Source organism: Aquamicrobium defluvii (assembly GCF_004363725.1).
In the GTDB taxonomy this organism is placed as follows: domain Bacteria; phylum Pseudomonadota; class Alphaproteobacteria; order Rhizobiales; family Rhizobiaceae; genus Mesorhizobium; species Mesorhizobium defluvii.
The window spans coordinates 33,425-49,169 of record NZ_SNZF01000011.1; the positions used below are offsets into that span (position 1 = coordinate 33,425).

The 15,745-nt window shown below is 62.6% G+C and carries 11 protein-coding genes; 6 read left to right on the plus strand and 5 right to left on the minus strand.

The window, feature by feature from the left end; all coding sequences use genetic code 11:
• Positions 1–32 precede the first annotated feature (32 nt).
• Positions 33–1,424, plus strand: coding sequence for a glutathione-disulfide reductase (gene gor / locus DES43_RS09985; protein ID WP_035025877.1), 1,392 nt, complete (start codon positions 33–35; stop codon positions 1,422–1,424).
• A 22-nt stretch (positions 1,425–1,446) separates the two neighbouring features.
• Here gor and mgtE read toward each other — a convergent pair whose 3' ends face one another.
• Both mgtE and DES43_RS09995 read right to left on the minus strand, forming a co-directional pair.
• Positions 1,447–2,811, minus strand: coding sequence for a magnesium transporter (gene mgtE / locus DES43_RS09990; RefSeq protein ID WP_035025878.1), 1,365 nt, complete (start codon positions 2,809–2,811; stop codon positions 1,447–1,449).
• A gap of 206 nt (positions 2,812–3,017) precedes the next feature.
• Complete coding sequence (locus DES43_RS09995) at positions 3,018–4,913, minus strand: ABC transporter ATP-binding protein/permease (protein WP_035025940.1); 1,896 nt, start codon at positions 4,911–4,913, stop codon at positions 3,018–3,020.
• 572 nt (positions 4,914–5,485) lie between these two features.
• On the opposite strand from DES43_RS09995, the gene DES43_RS10000 reads away from it, so the two are divergent.
• Positions 5,486–6,859, plus strand: coding sequence for a class II 3-deoxy-7-phosphoheptulonate synthase (locus tag DES43_RS10000; RefSeq protein WP_035025879.1), 1,374 nt, complete (start codon positions 5,486–5,488; stop codon positions 6,857–6,859).
• A gap of 94 nt (positions 6,860–6,953) precedes the next feature.
• Here the strand turns inward: DES43_RS10000 and DES43_RS10005 are convergent, their stop codons facing one another.
• On the minus strand, positions 6,954–8,000 hold the full coding sequence (locus DES43_RS10005; protein ID WP_245264682.1) for a GGDEF domain-containing protein: 1,047 nt from the start codon (positions 7,998–8,000) through the stop codon (positions 6,954–6,956).
• A 226-nt stretch (positions 8,001–8,226) separates the two neighbouring features.
• Between DES43_RS10005 and DES43_RS10010 the strand changes: the two genes are divergently transcribed.
• The 4 genes from DES43_RS10010 (at position 8,227) to gltX (ending at position 12,304) form a co-directional block, all read left to right on the plus strand.
• Positions 8,227–8,628, plus strand: coding sequence for a GFA family protein (locus DES43_RS10010; protein ID WP_035025881.1), 402 nt, complete (start codon positions 8,227–8,229; stop codon positions 8,626–8,628).
• A gap of 99 nt (positions 8,629–8,727) precedes the next feature.
• On the plus strand, positions 8,728–9,087 hold the full coding sequence (locus DES43_RS10015) for a diacylglycerol kinase (protein WP_035025882.1): 360 nt from the start codon (positions 8,728–8,730) through the stop codon (positions 9,085–9,087).
• 69 nt (positions 9,088–9,156) lie between these two features.
• On the plus strand, positions 9,157–10,839 hold the full coding sequence (locus DES43_RS10020; RefSeq protein ID WP_035025883.1) for an NAD+ synthase: 1,683 nt from the start codon (positions 9,157–9,159) through the stop codon (positions 10,837–10,839).
• A gap of 91 nt (positions 10,840–10,930) precedes the next feature.
• On the plus strand, positions 10,931–12,304 hold the full coding sequence (gene gltX / locus DES43_RS10025; RefSeq protein ID WP_035025884.1) for a glutamate--tRNA ligase: 1,374 nt from the start codon (positions 10,931–10,933) through the stop codon (positions 12,302–12,304).
• Here the strand turns inward: gltX and DES43_RS10030 are convergent.
• Positions 12,267–13,286, minus strand: coding sequence for a DUF2865 domain-containing protein (locus DES43_RS10030; RefSeq protein WP_156953477.1), 1,020 nt, complete (start codon positions 13,284–13,286; stop codon positions 12,267–12,269). The two genes, gltX and DES43_RS10030, sit on opposite strands and share 38 nt — an antisense overlap.
• 65 nt (positions 13,287–13,351) lie before the next feature.
• Entirely contained in the window at positions 13,352–15,700 is a 2,349-nt protein-coding gene (locus DES43_RS10035; protein WP_035025885.1) for an NADP-dependent malic enzyme, read from the minus strand.
• Positions 15,701–15,745 lie beyond the last annotated feature (45 nt).

A 15,745-nucleotide genomic window follows, 5' to 3' on the forward strand; every position in this document is an offset into this window, starting at 1 on the left:
TAAGCATCATTCCCGCCTGAAGGATTCCGCACATGGCCGCTTACGACTACGACCTCTTCGTCATCGGCGGGGGCTCGGGAGGCGTGCGCGCCGCGCGCGTGGCGGCCGCCCTTGGAAAGCGCGTGGCTATCGCCGAGGAATACCGTTTCGGGGGAACCTGCGTCATTCGCGGCTGCGTGCCGAAGAAGCTTTTCGTCTACGCCTCGCAATACAGCGAGCATTTCGAGGATGCGGCCGGCTATGGCTGGAGCGTTCCGCCCGCCAGCTTCGACTGGAACACCCTGCTTGCCAACAAGGATCGGGAGATCGCGCGGCTTGAGGGCCTCTATCGCCGGAACGTCGAGAGCTCGGGCGCGACGATCCTCGATAGCCGTGCCGAGCTGGTCGACCGTCATACGGTGCGTCTGGTTGCGGACGGGCGCATCGTTAGCGCCGACCAGATCCTGATCGCCACCGGCGGGCATCCGTCCCCCCATCCGGCGCTGAAAGGCCATGAGCACTGCATCACCTCGAACGAGGCGTTTCATCTGAAGACCCTGCCGCAGTCGATCATGGTGGGCGGCGGCGGCTATATCGCGGTCGAGTTTGCCAACATCTTTCACGGCCTGGGTGTCGAAACGACGCTGGTCTATCGGGGTATGAAGATACTCAACCACTTCGACGACGACCTGCGCACGGGCTTGCAGGAGGCGATGTCGAACAAGGGCATCGAAATTGTTTGTCGCGCAGTTGCGGAGGAAGTTGTGCGTCGTGACGACGGCCGCCTCGACGTGCGGCTCAGCAATGGCGACACGCGCACCGTGGACCAGTTCATGCTTGCCATGGGCCGTTCGCCCAACACGGAAGGGCTGGGGCTCGCCGCCGCCGGCGTTGCCACGGGGCCAACGGGCGCCATTCTCGTCGACCGCTATTCGCGCACCAATGTCGATAACATCTGGGCGATCGGCGACGTGACCGACCGGGTGCAGCTTACCCCGGTGGCGATTCACGAGGCGATGTGCTTCGTCGAGACCGCTTTCAGGAACAATCCGACTGCGCCCGATCACGATCTGATCGCAACGGCGGTGTTCTCGCAGCCGGAGATCGGAACGGTTGGTCTTCCCGAGCATGAGGCCGCGAAGGCGTTTGAGGAAATCGAGGTCTATCGGGCCTCGTTCCGGCCCATGCGCAATACGCTGTCGGGCCGCGACGAAAAGATGCTCATGAAGCTGATTGTCGATGCCGCTTCGCGCAAGGTGGTCGGTGCGCATATCATGGGTACGGATGCCGGCGAGATGGCGCAGCTCCTCGGTATTCCGCTGAAGGCGGGAGTCACCAAGGACGATTTCGACCGCACGATGGCTGTCCACCCGACGGCGGCGGAAGAACTCGTCACCATGTACAAGCCGTCCTATCGGGTGCGAAAAGGCGAGCGGATCGACTGACCCGCCCGCCTGGTGACATGACCTACAGGATGGTGCCCGTCAGTATCAGGGCCGCTACCGTGAAGTAGATGGCGAGGCCGGTCACGTCGACCAGGGTCGCCACGAACGGCGCCGAGGCGCTGGCCGGGTCGAAGCCGATGCGCTTCAGGATGAAGGGCAGCATCGATCCGGTGAGCGAGCCGAAGGTGACGATGCCAACCAGCGCCAGCCCCACGGTCAGCGCGATCAGGTGCCAGTATGGGCCATAGTCATAGAGGCCGAGATACTGCCACAGCACGATGCGCGCCATGCCGACAAGGCCGAGCATGGTGCCGAGCACGACTCCGCTCGGCAGCTCGCGCAAGGCAACCCGCCACCAGTCGGCCAGCGACAGTTCGCGCAGGGCAAGAGCCCGGATGACCAGCGACGTTGCCTGCGAGCCGGAATTGCCGCCCGAGCTCATGATGAGCGGGATGAACAGGGTCAGCACGATGGCCTTCTCAAGCTCCACCTCGTAGTGCTGCATCACGCTTGCCGTCAGCATTTCGCTGAGGAACAGTGCGCAAAGCCAGCCGCCACGCTTTCCGATCATGGAAAGGAAGCCCATCTTCATGTAGGGCTCGTCCAGCGCTTCCATGCCGCCAAAGCGGTGCACGTCCTCGGTGTTCTCCTCGATCATCGTGTCCAGCACGTCGTCCACGGTCACGATGCCGAGAATCTTGTCGTCATCGACAACCGGGACGGCCAGAAGGTCATATTTGCGAATGAGGTGGGCGACCTGCTCGACGTCCATCAGCGGCGGCACGGTCACCGGCGTGGTGTCGGACGCGATCGAGACGATGCGCTCGTCCGGCTGGCTGATGATGAGCTTGCGCAGGCCGAAGGCGCGCAGCAGATGGTGCGTATCGGGATCGACCACATAGATGGCATAGACGGTTTCGCGGGTGCGCTCCACCTGACGGATGTAGTCCAGCGTGCGCGCGACGGTCCAGTCGGGCGGTACGCTGACATATTCCGTGGTCATGAGCGAGCCGGCGCTGCCTTCCGGATAGCCCAGAATGGACAGCAGCGAATGGCGCAGTGCCGGCGCCATGGCATGCAGCAGTTCGGAACGGGCTGGCTCGGAAAGCTCGCGCAGCACGTCGGCGGCGCGGTCGGCGGACATTTCCGCAAGCAGCCTGCCGGCAAGATCGCGCGAAAGGCTGGCGATAAGCTCGGGGGCGTCGTCCAGCTCGGGCTGGTCGAATATCTCGACGGCGCGCTCGAACGGAACCTGCGAAAGCAGCTCGGCGGCAAGTTCGCGAGGCTCGTTGTTGAGCGCTTCGACGATATCTGCGACGTGATCGTTGGCGAGAACGCGCGCGATTGCGATGGCATCGCCACGGACGGTGGGCGAAAACTTGTTCATGGGCTCACTCCTTGCCGTCGGCCGGAGGCGAGCCCGGAAGGGTCACATCAGGCAGACGGCGATTTTATTCGACTGTAACTGTCGCCAGACATGGCGTGGTTGACCTTTCCGCTCGCAGGTTTGGTTGAAGGCCGCGAGCGGTCGCAACATAGGAGAGTAAGAGCCCAAGTCAACCGGGAATAAGACAGCTACCTGTCACAGGAAGCTCAGTTGCTTCTGGCGGTCTTCAGGCGCCGCCGTGCGAGGCCGAGCCAGCCATCCGCAAGGATGGGAGGCTGCTGGGTGAGAATTTCGGTGAGCTCGGCGGGCAGGGCAGGCGTCAGCGGCTCCTTCGTGGCCATGCCATCGGCGATGGTCAGGACGCTGTGGTAGAACTCCTCGCCGGCGGCAGAGCGTGGCGGCGCGGATTCGTGCATCACGCTGATGACGGTGACGCCGGGACAATTGTCCCTGATGGTCTGATAGAAGGCGATCTTGCTTTCGGGATCGAGCGCGCCTGTCGCTTCGTCAAGGAAGAGCAGGCCCGGCTGGTGCAGCACGATGCGGGCCAGAACGAGCTTCTGTTTCTGCCCGCCGGACAGAAGCTGGTCCCAGCTCTTGCCTGCCCGTGCCTCGTCGCCCAGATGCCCGATGAATTCGCCGAGACCGGCCTTGTACAGCGCCGCCGCCACGGTGGCGTCGTTATGATTGTCCTGCGCCTCCGGCAGGCAAACCAGCTCCTTGAGCGTGACCGGCGGAAGTTTCACTTCCTGCGCCGCGTAGAAGCTGGCCACCCCTTGCGGGAATGCGATGGTTCCGCGTCCATAGGGCCACAGCCTGTTGAGCGCCTTGATCAGCGAGGTCTTGCCACAGCCGGATTCACCCCGGAGGAAGGTCCATTCGCCGCGCCGGAAGCCGAGCCGCTCGCAGATGAGGAACGGCTCGCTGTCCCGGCCCTGATGGCTGAGGCGCAGATTCTGGATGCTGAGGCCGAATACGGGATTTTGCGTGATGTAGCGGAAGTCGCACTCGCCGGTGCGGCGATAGAATTCGACCGGATCCTGCACGCCTTCGATGGCCTGCGCCAGATCGATGACGCGACGGCTGTTTGCGCGCAACGTCGCGATTGCGGGCATGACGTGGATGAACCATGAACATTGGCTGATCAGCGAATTCACCAGCTCGGCCCCGGTGATATAGCCTTTCAGGTCGATGCGGCCATGGATGAAAGGCAGCAGCCCCGGAGCGTAGGCAATGACGCGCGCGCCGACAAAATTGTAGATGCGTTCGAATGAGCCATAGCCGGCGTTGACCCAGTTCAACCGGCCCCAGGTGCGATCTATTTCCGTGTAGAGGCGCTCATGCATGTTCCTTTGCACGGCCTCGCCATGAGCGGAGGCAACGTGGAAGCTGCGCCGCAGCAACGTCGAAAGCTCGCCGCGATAGCTGCCTTCCGCCTTCTGCATCCTGATCGAAAGCCGCTCAAGCATTCCGCCGAGCTTCACCGCGATCCATGTGTTCGCAGGAACATAGGCGGCAACGGCGAGAAGGGCGAAGACGACGCTGCCATATTCGCCCAGGAATTCGAAGCCGCGTATCTCGGTGGAGGTTTCAAGCAGCTTCTGGCCGACGAAGAAGATAGAACTCGCCACCGCCATGACGCCCATGGCGAGGCCGATGGCGCCACCGGTCATGCCCTTGATGGATTCCTGAACACGCTGGTCGATGTTGTCGGGGGCAGTGTCCGCGCCGTTCTGGGCATGGAAATGCGTGTGGTTCGCATCCAGAAGCGCGTCGTTGAACCTGCCGTTCAGCCAGCCGCGCCAGCGCCGGTGGAGTGTGGCGGAAACGAAGCTCTTGGTGCCGGTAATGCCGGCATCCTTGAAGACGACCAGGGCGACAAGGAAGGCGGCATGGCCCAACAGCGTGGCCAAAGGCGCATCGCTGGTGGAGCTGTGAAAATAGGCGATGGAGTTGATCAGCTCGCCTGAGGCTTCCGCGAACCATACGCCCGCCTTGCTGGAAAGCGCGGTGAGGAATGCCACCACCAGCGTGAGGCTCCATGCCTCCTTCCATTTGTCCGAGAACCAGTAGGCGCGCATCAGGCCCCAGAAGGAGACCATCGCCGACACCGGCGTGCGCAGGGGCGGCTTGGCTATGCTGCCGTTCCCTTTCGCCTCCGGGCGCGTTGTGCCGGGCCTGAACACGTTCTCGATCACACCTCATTCGACCTGTTACAAATGGTAACACTGCTTGATCAGATTCAATGAAGATTATGGGCGTAGGCCATGCATCGACTGGCTGACGTTGCCCCCAGGCAACAGCTCGCTATGCGTGCAGGAGAGCCAAGTCAAAATAAAAAAACCAATAAAATCAGTTATATGTAGGATGGTGTTGAATCGCCCGAATGGTTGACGCATGGTAAACGGACGTAGCTGGCGTGTCTTGCCGGCAGGGACTTGGGAGAAGCGGATTTTCGTCCCATTGCGCCGCCCGGCGTCAAATTCCCGGCCGAATCGAATCAGGCTGGAAACCCTGCCGGCGTCATAACGAACAGCCCCCCGCTTCAGGCTGACGGACGTAAGGTAAATTGCGGACTGGCAGAGAACTGCCGCTTCATGTATGGAGCTGCGTTTCCTATACTTATATATGGGAGTGATGGGCCGTGTGCCCCCAATAAAGAGTGGTTACGACAATGACGAAGTGGTCCCCGAATTCCTGGAGAGAAAAGCCGATCCAGCAGGTTCCGGCTTATCCGGACGTTGACGCCCTCAGGGCTGTCGAGGCCCAGCTCTCCAGCTTTCCGCCGCTCGTTTTTGCAGGTGAGGCGCGCAAGCTGAAGAAGCAGCTTGCCAGCGTGGCTGCCGGTGACGCATTTCTCCTTCAGGGCGGCGATTGCGCCGAGAGTTTCGCGGAACATGGCGCGGACAACATCCGCGACTTCTTCCGCGTTTTCCTCCAGATGTCGGTGGTGCTGACCTTTGCCGGCTCGCAGCCTGTGGTGAAGGTTGGCCGCGTCGCGGGCCAGTTCGCCAAGCCGCGCTCCGCCGACAACGAGACCAAGGGCGAGGTGACGCTGCCGAGCTATCGCGGCGACATCATCAACGGCATCGACTTCGATCCCGCCTCGCGCGTTCCCGATCCGCGTCGCCAGGTCATGGCCTATCGCCAGTCGGCGGCGACGCTCAACCTTTTGCGCGCCTTCGCGCAGGGCGGCTATGCAAGCCTCGAGAACGTCCATCGCTGGATGCTGGGCTTCGTTTCCGACAGCCCGCAGGGCGAGAAGTATGAATCGCTGGCGCACCGCATCACCGAGACGATGGACTTCATGAAGGCCGTCGGCATCACCTCGGAAACCAACCACGCCTTGCGGGAAACCGATTTCTACACCAGCCATGAGGCGCTGCTGCTCGGTTACGAGGAGGCGCTGACCCGTGTCGATTCAACCTCCGGCGACTGGTACGCGACGTCCGGCCACATGATCTGGATCGGCGACCGCACACGCCAGGCCGACCATGCCCACATCGAGTACTGTCGCGGCATCCGCAATCCGCTTGGCCTCAAGTGCGGCCCGTCGCTGACGCCGGACGGCCTGCTCGATCTCATCGACCGGCTGAATCCGGAGAATGAGCCCGGCCGCCTGACGCTGATCGCGCGTTTCGGCGCCGACAAGGTGGGCGAGCATCTGCCCAGGCTGGTGCGTGCGGTGAAGGCCGAAGGGCGTTCCGTCGTATGGTCCTGCGACCCGATGCATGGCAACACCATTACCGCTGCCGGATACAAGACGCGTCCGTTCGATCGTATCCTCAAGGAAGTGCAGAGCTTCTTCGAGGTGCATCGCGCCGAAGGCACGCATCCGGGCGGTATCCATGTGGAGATGACCGGCAAGAACGTCACCGAATGCACCGGCGGCGCGCGCGCCATCACGGCCGAGGAGCTTCAGGATCGCTATCACACCCACTGCGACCCGCGTCTTAACGCCGATCAGGCCATCGAACTTGCCTTCCTGGTCTCGGACCTGTTGCGCAAGAACAATCCGGTCGAGCACAGGCAGGCCGCAAACGCCTGACAGTTGCGGCTTGAGAATTTAAAAAAGGCGCCTCCGTGCGGGGCGCCTTTTTATTTGTCTTTTGTCACCCGGTGGCTTGCCGGCAAGCCGAGGCTCAATCCTTGCGGTAGAGCAGCCATTTGTTGCTGCTGTGGTTGGGAAGGGACGAATGCCTCGTGACCCTGTTGCGGCCGCCCACCTTCGAGCGATAGAGCGCGCGATCGGCCTTGATGTAAAGGTCGTCGGCGGTGTCGGCCTCGTTTGCCATGCAAATGCCCATGGAAACGGTTACCGGACCGTAGTCTGCACCCGTCGCAGGATCGACGAACCGGGTTTGTTCGACGAGCTTGCGCAGGCGCTCCGCTATTTCAACGGTGGTGTCCTCGCTGCTTCCTTCGACGATCATCGCAAACTCTTCTCCGCCCGTGCGGGCGACGAACACGTCGCGGCGCACGCTGCTCTGGAAGATATCGGCAATGGTGCGGATGATCCTGTCGCCAACCGGATGGCCGAAACGGTCGTTGATCTTCTTGAAATTGTCGATGTCGGCAAGGATCAATGCGTTGAACAATATATCCTTGCGATTGCTGTAGATGCGCGCGATTTCCTTGTCGAAGGCCCTGCGGTTCAGGATCTGGGTCAGCGGATCGGTATCGGCGAGACGCTTGTATTCTTCCAGCTTGCATTTCACCGCTTCGAGTTCGGCCGATTTGTCGCTGAGGGCGCTTTCCACCAGCTTGCCGCGCTCAAGGGTCGAGCTGGTCGCTGTTGCCACAGCCCCGACGATCTTGTGCAACAACTCGCGGGAAATCGAGGAGCGACTGGAGAGCCCGTCCGAAGTCTCGTTGAGGATGCGGCCATATTTCTCGACCTGCGTCCTTTCCGAGCGCAGCAGTGCGGCGACTTCTTCCAGTTCACGGGCAACCACTTCGCGCGCCTGTTCGACGACGCCCTGTCCGTGGTGCTGGGCGAAGAAACGCCGGCTGATGTCGTCGAGCTGATGCTGTGTCGGGTGGTTGCCAAGCGCGATTACGGCCAGACCGAGAGCGGGGTTGCTGCCGGTAAGGGCTTCGTAAAAAATTTCGTAGTTACGGGGCAAGCCCGTCACGCCGAGCTTGCGCATTGTGGCCAGAACGGTGCCAGCCGTATCCTTCTGGGGCATTTGCTGGGGCGCTGCAGCCGGCTGCATAGGTGACTCGTTCGACCCTTGTTCCGGCCCGGCCGTCAGGCCGGTGCGGATCGGGAGCATCCTGATGGCTCAGGCATGTCGCGAGGTTCCATGCCCCCATATGAGCCCCGCCCGAAAACTCTTATTCGGTGTTGGCTAAAGCTTTATTAAAAAGCCGGATAGTCTGGATGCCGGGAGTCGGAACCCGCAGGAGGGAAACATGTCGGGCAGCAACAGAGGCGCATGCCTGTGCGGCAAGGTGAGCTTCATCACGAAAGGCGCGCTACGGGGCGTGGTCTATTGCCATTGCTCGCAATGCCGTCGCCAGACCGGCCATGTGCTGGCCGCCACCAATGTCGCTTTGGCCGACATTTCCATCGAGGGGGAGGAAGAGGTGGTCTGGTATGCCGCCTCGGACTTGGCAAGGCGCGGTTTCTGCGGCACCTGCGGGTCCGTGCTTTTCTGGAAGCACAATGAGCTGGATGTGATTTCGGTCACCGCCGGCACATTCGATAGCCCGTCGGGCCTGGTGGGAGATAGCCATATCTTCGTGGCCGACAAGGGGGACTACTACGAAATCTCCGATGGCCTGCCTCAGTTCGAGCGGTCCACGCCTTCATGAAGGTTGCCGACCGGCGCTCTCTGGTGGATAAGCGCAGCCGTTTCATCGAACGGTCACAATCGTTCCGTTCATCGCCCGCGTTCAGGAGATAATGACGACATGAAGCGGCTGATCGATGCGTTTTTCAACTCCGTGCGCGCCTTCCGGCGTCTGGCCGGCAGCGAGGCGGCTTTCCAGCAGGAACTCATCCTGCTGCTGATCGCCATTCCGGTCGGCTGGCTGGTGTCGTCGTCATGGGCCGGCTATGCGCTTCTCATCGCCGCAATCCTGTTCCTCATTCTGGTTGAAGTGCTCAATACCGGCATCGAGGCCGCCTGCGACGCGGTGAGCCGGGAGTTCAACATCGATATCCAGCTTGCCAAGGACTGCGGCTCGCTGGCTGTGCTCATCGCCATCCTGCTGGCTTCAGGCGTGTGGCTGGTGGCGATACTGGAGCGCCTGTTCGGAACGCCGGTCTAGCATTTTGCAGGCACCTGCGGGCGTCCGGCGCTCTAGGCAACGGCGCGGACTCCCGCTAAACCCGCATCCATGACCCGCAAGACAGCTCCCGACACTCTTCGCATCGCCATTGCCCAGCTCAACCCGACGGTGGGCGACGTCGCCGGCAATCTCGCCAGGGCGAGACAGGCCCGTGCGGACGCCGCGAGCCAGGGCGCGGACCTTGTGCTTTTCACGGAACTGTTCATTTCCGGCTATCCGCCGGAGGATCTGATCCTGAAGCCGGCCTTCCTCAGGGCCTGCGAGCGTGCGGTGGAGGACATCGCGAAGGATACCTCCGACGGCGGGCCGGGCATTGTCATCGGCGTGCCGCTGAAGCGCGAAAGCGGCACCCACAATTCCGTCATCGTGGCCGATGGCGGCAAGATCGTTGCCGAGCGCTTCAAGGTCGATCTGCCGAACTACGGCGAGTTCGATGAAAAGCGTGTGTTTCAGCCGGGGCCGGATATGCCGGGTCCGGTGAATTTCCGCGGCGTACGGCTTGGCATTCCGATCTGCGAGGATATCTGGGGCGAGTTCGGAGTGTGCGAGACGCTGGCCGAAAGCGGTGCGGAACTGCTGATCGTACCGAACGGATCGCCCTATTATCGCGGCAAAGTCGATATCCGCCACCAGATCGTCATCAAACAGGTCATCGAAAGCGGCTTGCCGCTGATCTATGCCAACCAGATCGGCGGCCAGGACGAACTGGTGTTCGACGGCGCTTCCTTCGCCATCGGGGCCGACAAGTCTCTCGCCTTCCAGATGAGCCAGTTCGAGGAAACGCTCGCCGTCACCACTTGGAAGCGGACCGGCGAGGGCTGGGTTTGCGATCAGGGGCCCATGTCGCGGATTCCGGAAAAGGAAGAGGCGGATTACCGGGCATGCATGCTCGGCCTGCGCGACTATGTGAACAAGAACGGCTTCAGGAACGTTGTGCTCGGCCTTTCCGGCGGCATCGATTCCGCAATCTGCGCGGCGCTGGCGGTGGATGCGCTTGGCGAGGAGCGGGTGCGCTGCGTGATGATGCCCTATCGCTATACCTCGAAGGAATCGCTGAAGGATGCCGAGGACTGCGCCCACGCGCTCGGCTGCCGCTACGACATCGTGCCGATTGCCGAGCCGGTGGAGGGTTTCCAGCACGCGCTGACGCAGCTTTTCGAAGGCACGCAGCCGGGCATCACGGAAGAGAATCTGCAAAGCCGCGCGCGCGGCACGCTTTTGATGGCGATCTCCAACAAGTTCGGCTCCATGGTGGTGACGACCGGCAACAAGAGCGAGATGTCGGTGGGTTACGCCACGCTCTACGGCGATATGAACGGCGGCTTCAATCCCATCAAGGACCTGTACAAGATGCAGGTCTACGCCGTTTCGCGCTGGCGCAACACGCAGGTGCCGCCCGGCGCGCTGGGGCCTTCGGGCGAGGTGATCCCGGTCAACATCATCGAAAAGGTGCCGACCGCCGAGTTGCGCGAGAACCAGACGGATCAGGATTCCCTGCCTCCCTACGAGGTGCTTGACGACATTCTCGAATGCCTCGTGGAGCAGGAGATGGGCGTGGACGACATCGTCGCGCGCGGCCATGACCGCGAGACGGTCGCCCGCGTGGAGAACCTGCTCTACATCGCGGAGTACAAGCGCCGGCAGGCGGCTCCCGGCGTGAAGATCACCAAGAAGAACTTCGGCCGCGACCGTCGCTACCCGATCACCAACAGGTTCCGCGACCGTGGCTGACAGGCAGGCGCAACAAACCGCCAACCAAATGATACCGCGCTGTCCAAATGGTTGTCTTGTCAATTTCCGCCACATCCATTAGGCCCCGGGAATGACCGTTACCGTACGCTTTGCCCCATCGCCCACCGGCCGCATTCATATCGGCAACACCCGCACGGCCCTGTTCAATTGGCTGTTCGCGCAAAAGAACAATGGCCGCTTCATCCAGCGTTTCGACGACACCGATCTGGAGCGCTCGCGCAAGGAATATGCGGATTCCATCCTCTACGACCTGCACTGGCTGGGCATCTTCCCCGACAGCATCGAATATCAGTCGAAGCGCTTCGACGTGTACGATCAGGCAGTCGAGAAACTGAAGGCGGACGGTCTGCTTTATCCCTGCTACGAAACGGCCGAGGAGCTCGACCTGCGCCGCAAGATCAGGCGCACACGCGGGCTGCCACCCGTCTACGGCCGCGAGGCGCTGGCGCTGACGCAGGACGAGGTCGCCCAATACGAGCAGGATGGCCGCAAGCCGCACTGGCGCTTCCTGCTGCCCAATTTCGTCACCGATCCAGCGGAGCCGCGCCGCACGGAAGTCCACTGGAACGATCTGGTGCGGGGCGAGGAAACCGTCGACCTCGCTTCGCTTTCCGATCCGGTTCTGGTGCGCGAGGATGGCACCTATCTCTACACGCTGCCTTCGGTGGTGGACGACATCGACATGGGCATCACCCACGTCATCCGTGGTGACGATCACGTCACCAACACAGGCGTGCAGATCGCCCTGTTCAGGGCGCTTGGCGCGGAGCCGCCGGTCTTCGGCCACCACAATCTGCTCACCACCTCGTCGGGTGAGGGGCTTTCCAAGCGCACCGGGGCGCTTTCGGTCGAAAGCCTCAGGGAATCCGGCGTCGAGCCAATGGCGATTGCCTCGCTGGCGGTGCTGATCGGCACGTCGGAAAACGTTCAGGCCATGGCTTCGATGGCGGAACTGGCCGGGCATTTCGATCCGGGCTCGACGTCCAAATCGGCGGCCAAATTCGATCCGGACGAGTTGTTCGTTCTCAACCGCGCGCTGCTGCATCATATGCCGTTCGAGGACGTGCGCGACCGGCTGCAACTGCTGGGCATTGCCGACGAGCGCGCCGATGCTTTCTGGAATGCGGTGCGCGGCAATCTGGACAAGTTGGCGGATGCGCGCGACTGGTGGCGGATCGTCAATGAAGGACCGCTGGAAGCGCCGGAATTAGAGGCCGAAGACCGGGAATTCCTGCGGCAGGCGTTCGATCTGCTGCCCGAGGCGCCGTGGGACGACGGCGTCTGGAAGAAGTGGACCGCTTCTATTCGCAAGGCGACCGGGCGAAAGGGCAAGGAACTGTTCGCGCCGCTGCGGCTGGCGCTGACCGGCCGTGCCTCCGGCCCGGAGCTCGCCGAGCTGCTTCCGCTTATGGGTCCGGAAGGAACGTTGGCCCGACGACCCTGACCTTGCGGTGTTCCTCGGCTTCGCGTTCCGGTGAGGGCTGCTGAGCCTGAGCTTCGCCAGCCTCTTTCCGGCCTCGCGGCGCTTTCACATCGACCACGGATGAGCCGGGGCTGGCCGAAATCCGGGTGCCGGGTACTGCGGATTGACCCACGAACGATGCCCCTTGCGGAACCGCGCCGCCGCAGCTGCATCCGGGTTCGACCGGAATGTCCAGCCGCCGGAACACCAGCGCCCGGGGCAGGTCAGAATACCGTTTTCCGGTAACGGCGGAGACCATGTCGGCCGGGTCTGCGGACCTGCCTTCGCTGTAGAACATTTCCACACGCGTGCCCGGACATGCCGCCTCGCAGCGGGCCTGGTCGCGCTGGAAGTCGGCTGGCGTGCTCGACTTGGACATCGGGAAGAAGTAGCCGTCGCAGGTGCGCACGCACTGGGTGCGGTAGGGCCGGTTTCCCGGATAATACAGGGAGGAATTGCCAGTGCCGCGGATGACGACGCCGGCATTGGCCTGCGCCCCCGCTACGTCATCCGTCGAAGCGGTGGCGGGGCTTGTCGCCGTCGCTGCATTCTTCTTCGGCCGGCATCCCTTTGTCTCCAGAGCCGCGAGAATGCGCGCACGGTCTGCCCGGCTGGCTCCCTTGCCGAGTTGCGCGCGCGTGGACTGCAAGCTCTCCAGATTGGCCTGCATGCGTTTGATGGTGGCATTCACTTCGCCGCATTGCGAACCCGGGCGGGCGAAGAAGGAAAATCCGCAACCGGCACTGCGGGCGCGCTGGCCGGCTTTGGCAATCTGATCGCGCTGACGGGCGATGGCATTGTCATATTTCTTCGTCGTGCGGCTGCCGGCGGAGGGCGAGGAGCGTACGAGTTCGGCTTCAAGCTGCCGGCATGAAGGGGCAGCCTCGGCGAACGAAAGCCAGCCCATTGCCAGCCCGAAAGCCGACAAGGCCGCTGTCGCCAGTCTGCAAACCGTACCCGCCACTCAAACCTCGCTGCCCCTTGCAGGAGCATCAAGCTAGCAATGGCGGGTTAATTCCGGCTTGACGGCTATTCCGAAGCGGCCGCCAGCAGGGCATCCACGTCGACGGTCGCCTGCGCCTTCTGGGCCGCCTCGACCACGGCGATCGCGGTCATGTTGACCACGCCCCGCGAGGTCACGGACGGCGTCAGGATATGCGCCGGCATGGCCGCGCCGAGCAGGATCGGGCCGACATGCAGCGCGTCCATCATCTGCTTGACGGTCGCCATGGCGATATTCGCCGAATCCAGATTGGGGAAGACCAGCAGGTTGGCTTCTCCCTTCAGCCGTGAATGCGGATACACGCGCTGGCGCAACATTGGCGACAGGGCGGAATCGGCATTCATCTCGCCATCGCATTCGAGGTCGGGCGCAATCTCGTGGATGATCTCGGCGGCACGCCGCATCTTGTGGGCGCTGGGCGTATCGCGCGAGCCGAAATCGGAATGCGACAGCAATGCCGCCTTCGGCTCGATGCCGAAGCGGCGGATTTCTTCCGCCGCAAGCACGGTCATTTCCGCGATCTCCTCGGCCGACGGATCGACCGTCACATAGGTATCCGTGAAGAACAGGGGGCCGCGCTGGGTGATCAGCATGGAAAGCGTGGAAAGATCGCGGTCCCTGATACCGGGGCGCGGGCCGATGATGAGCGAGACATTGCGCAGATGTTTGCCGAAGCGGCCTTCCAGACCGCACAGCATGGCGTCGCCGTCGCCGCGTTGCAGGGCAAGGGCCGCAATCACCGTATTGTCGGTGCGCACCATGGTGCGGGCGGCCTCCTGCGTCACCCCGCGCCGGCCCGCGATCTCGATCAGCAGATCGACATAGTTGCGATAGCGGGGATCGTCCTCCGGGTTGATGAGCTCGAAATCCTCACCGGCGCGGATGCGCAGCCCATAGCGCCTGAGGCGCACGTCCACGACATGCGGGCGTCCGATCAGGATCGGTCTTGCGATGCCTTCCTCGATCACCACCTGCGTGGCGCGCAGCACCCGCTCATCCTCGCCATCGGCGTAGACGATGCGGTTTTTCGCCGAGGTCCGTGCGGCCGAGAAGACGGGCTTCATGACGAGGCCGGACCGGAAGACGAAGCGGTTCAGCTTGTCGATATAGGCCGGGAAATCGGTGATCGGCCGCGTGGCGACACCGGTCTCGCAGGCCGCCTTCGCAACAGCCGGCGCTATGCGCAGGATGAGGCGGGGGTCGAAGGGCGAGGGGATCAGGAACTCCGGCCCGAACATCGGCGTTTCGCTGGAATAGGCGCGCGCTGCGACGTCGGATGGCTCCTCGCGGGCCAGGCCGGCGATGGCGCGCACAGCCGCCATCTTCATCTCTTCGTTGATGGCCCTGGCGCCGCAATCCAGCGCTCCACGGAAAATATAAGGAAAACACAGTACGTTGTTGACCTGATTGGGATAATCGGACCTTCCTGTGCAGATCATGGCATCGGGGCGCGCTTCTCTGGCCACTTCGGGCATGATCTCGGGCGAGGGGTTGGCAAGAGCCAGAACCAGCGGCTTGGCGGCCATCAGCTTCAGAAGATCGGGCGTAAGTACGCCAGCGGCCGAAAGGCCGAGGAACACGTCCGCACCACGGATCACGTCGGCCAGCTTGCGGGCCTTTGTGTCCTTGACATAGGGCTCCTTCCACCGGTCCATCTCCTCGGTGCGCCCCTTGTAGGCGACGCCGAAGCGGTCCGTGACCCAGATGTTTTCGATCTTCGCGCCAAGGGAAACCAGCAGGTTGAGGCAGGCAAGCGCCGCCGCGCCAGCACCGGAGGTGACGATCTTGACATCCCCGATCTTCTTCTCCGCGATCTCCAGCCCGTTGAGGATGGCGGCTGCCACGATGATGGCCGTCCCATGCTGGTCGTCATGGAAGACGGGAATATTCATCTTCGCCTTCAGCCGCTCCTCGACCTCGAAGCACTCAGGCGCCTTGATGTCCTCGAGATTGATGCCGCCGAAGGTCGGCTCCAGCGTAGCGATGGTATCGACCATCTGGTCGATCTCGGGTGCGTCGATCTCGATGTCGAACACGTCGATCCCGGCGAATTTCTTGAACAGGACGGCCTTGCCCTCCATCACCGGTTTCGAAGCCAGCGGGCCGATGTTGCCGAGGCCGAGCACCGCCGTGCCGTTGGAGACCACGCCAACGAGATTCGCACGGGTGGTGTAGATGGCGGCCGATTCCGGATTTTCCTGAATTTCGAGGCAGGGTGCCGCCACGCCCGGCGAATAGGCCAGCGCAAGGTCCCGCTGATTGCCCAAAGCCTTGGTGGCCTGGATTTCCAGCTTTCCGGGAACGGGATACTGGTGGAAGAACAGCGCGGCCTCCTCGATGTCGGAGCGTGTTCTCTTGCCGTTGCCGTTGTCCATGAAAGCGGTCCCCCTGACTCAGTGCGACAGGTGTTTTACCACGCA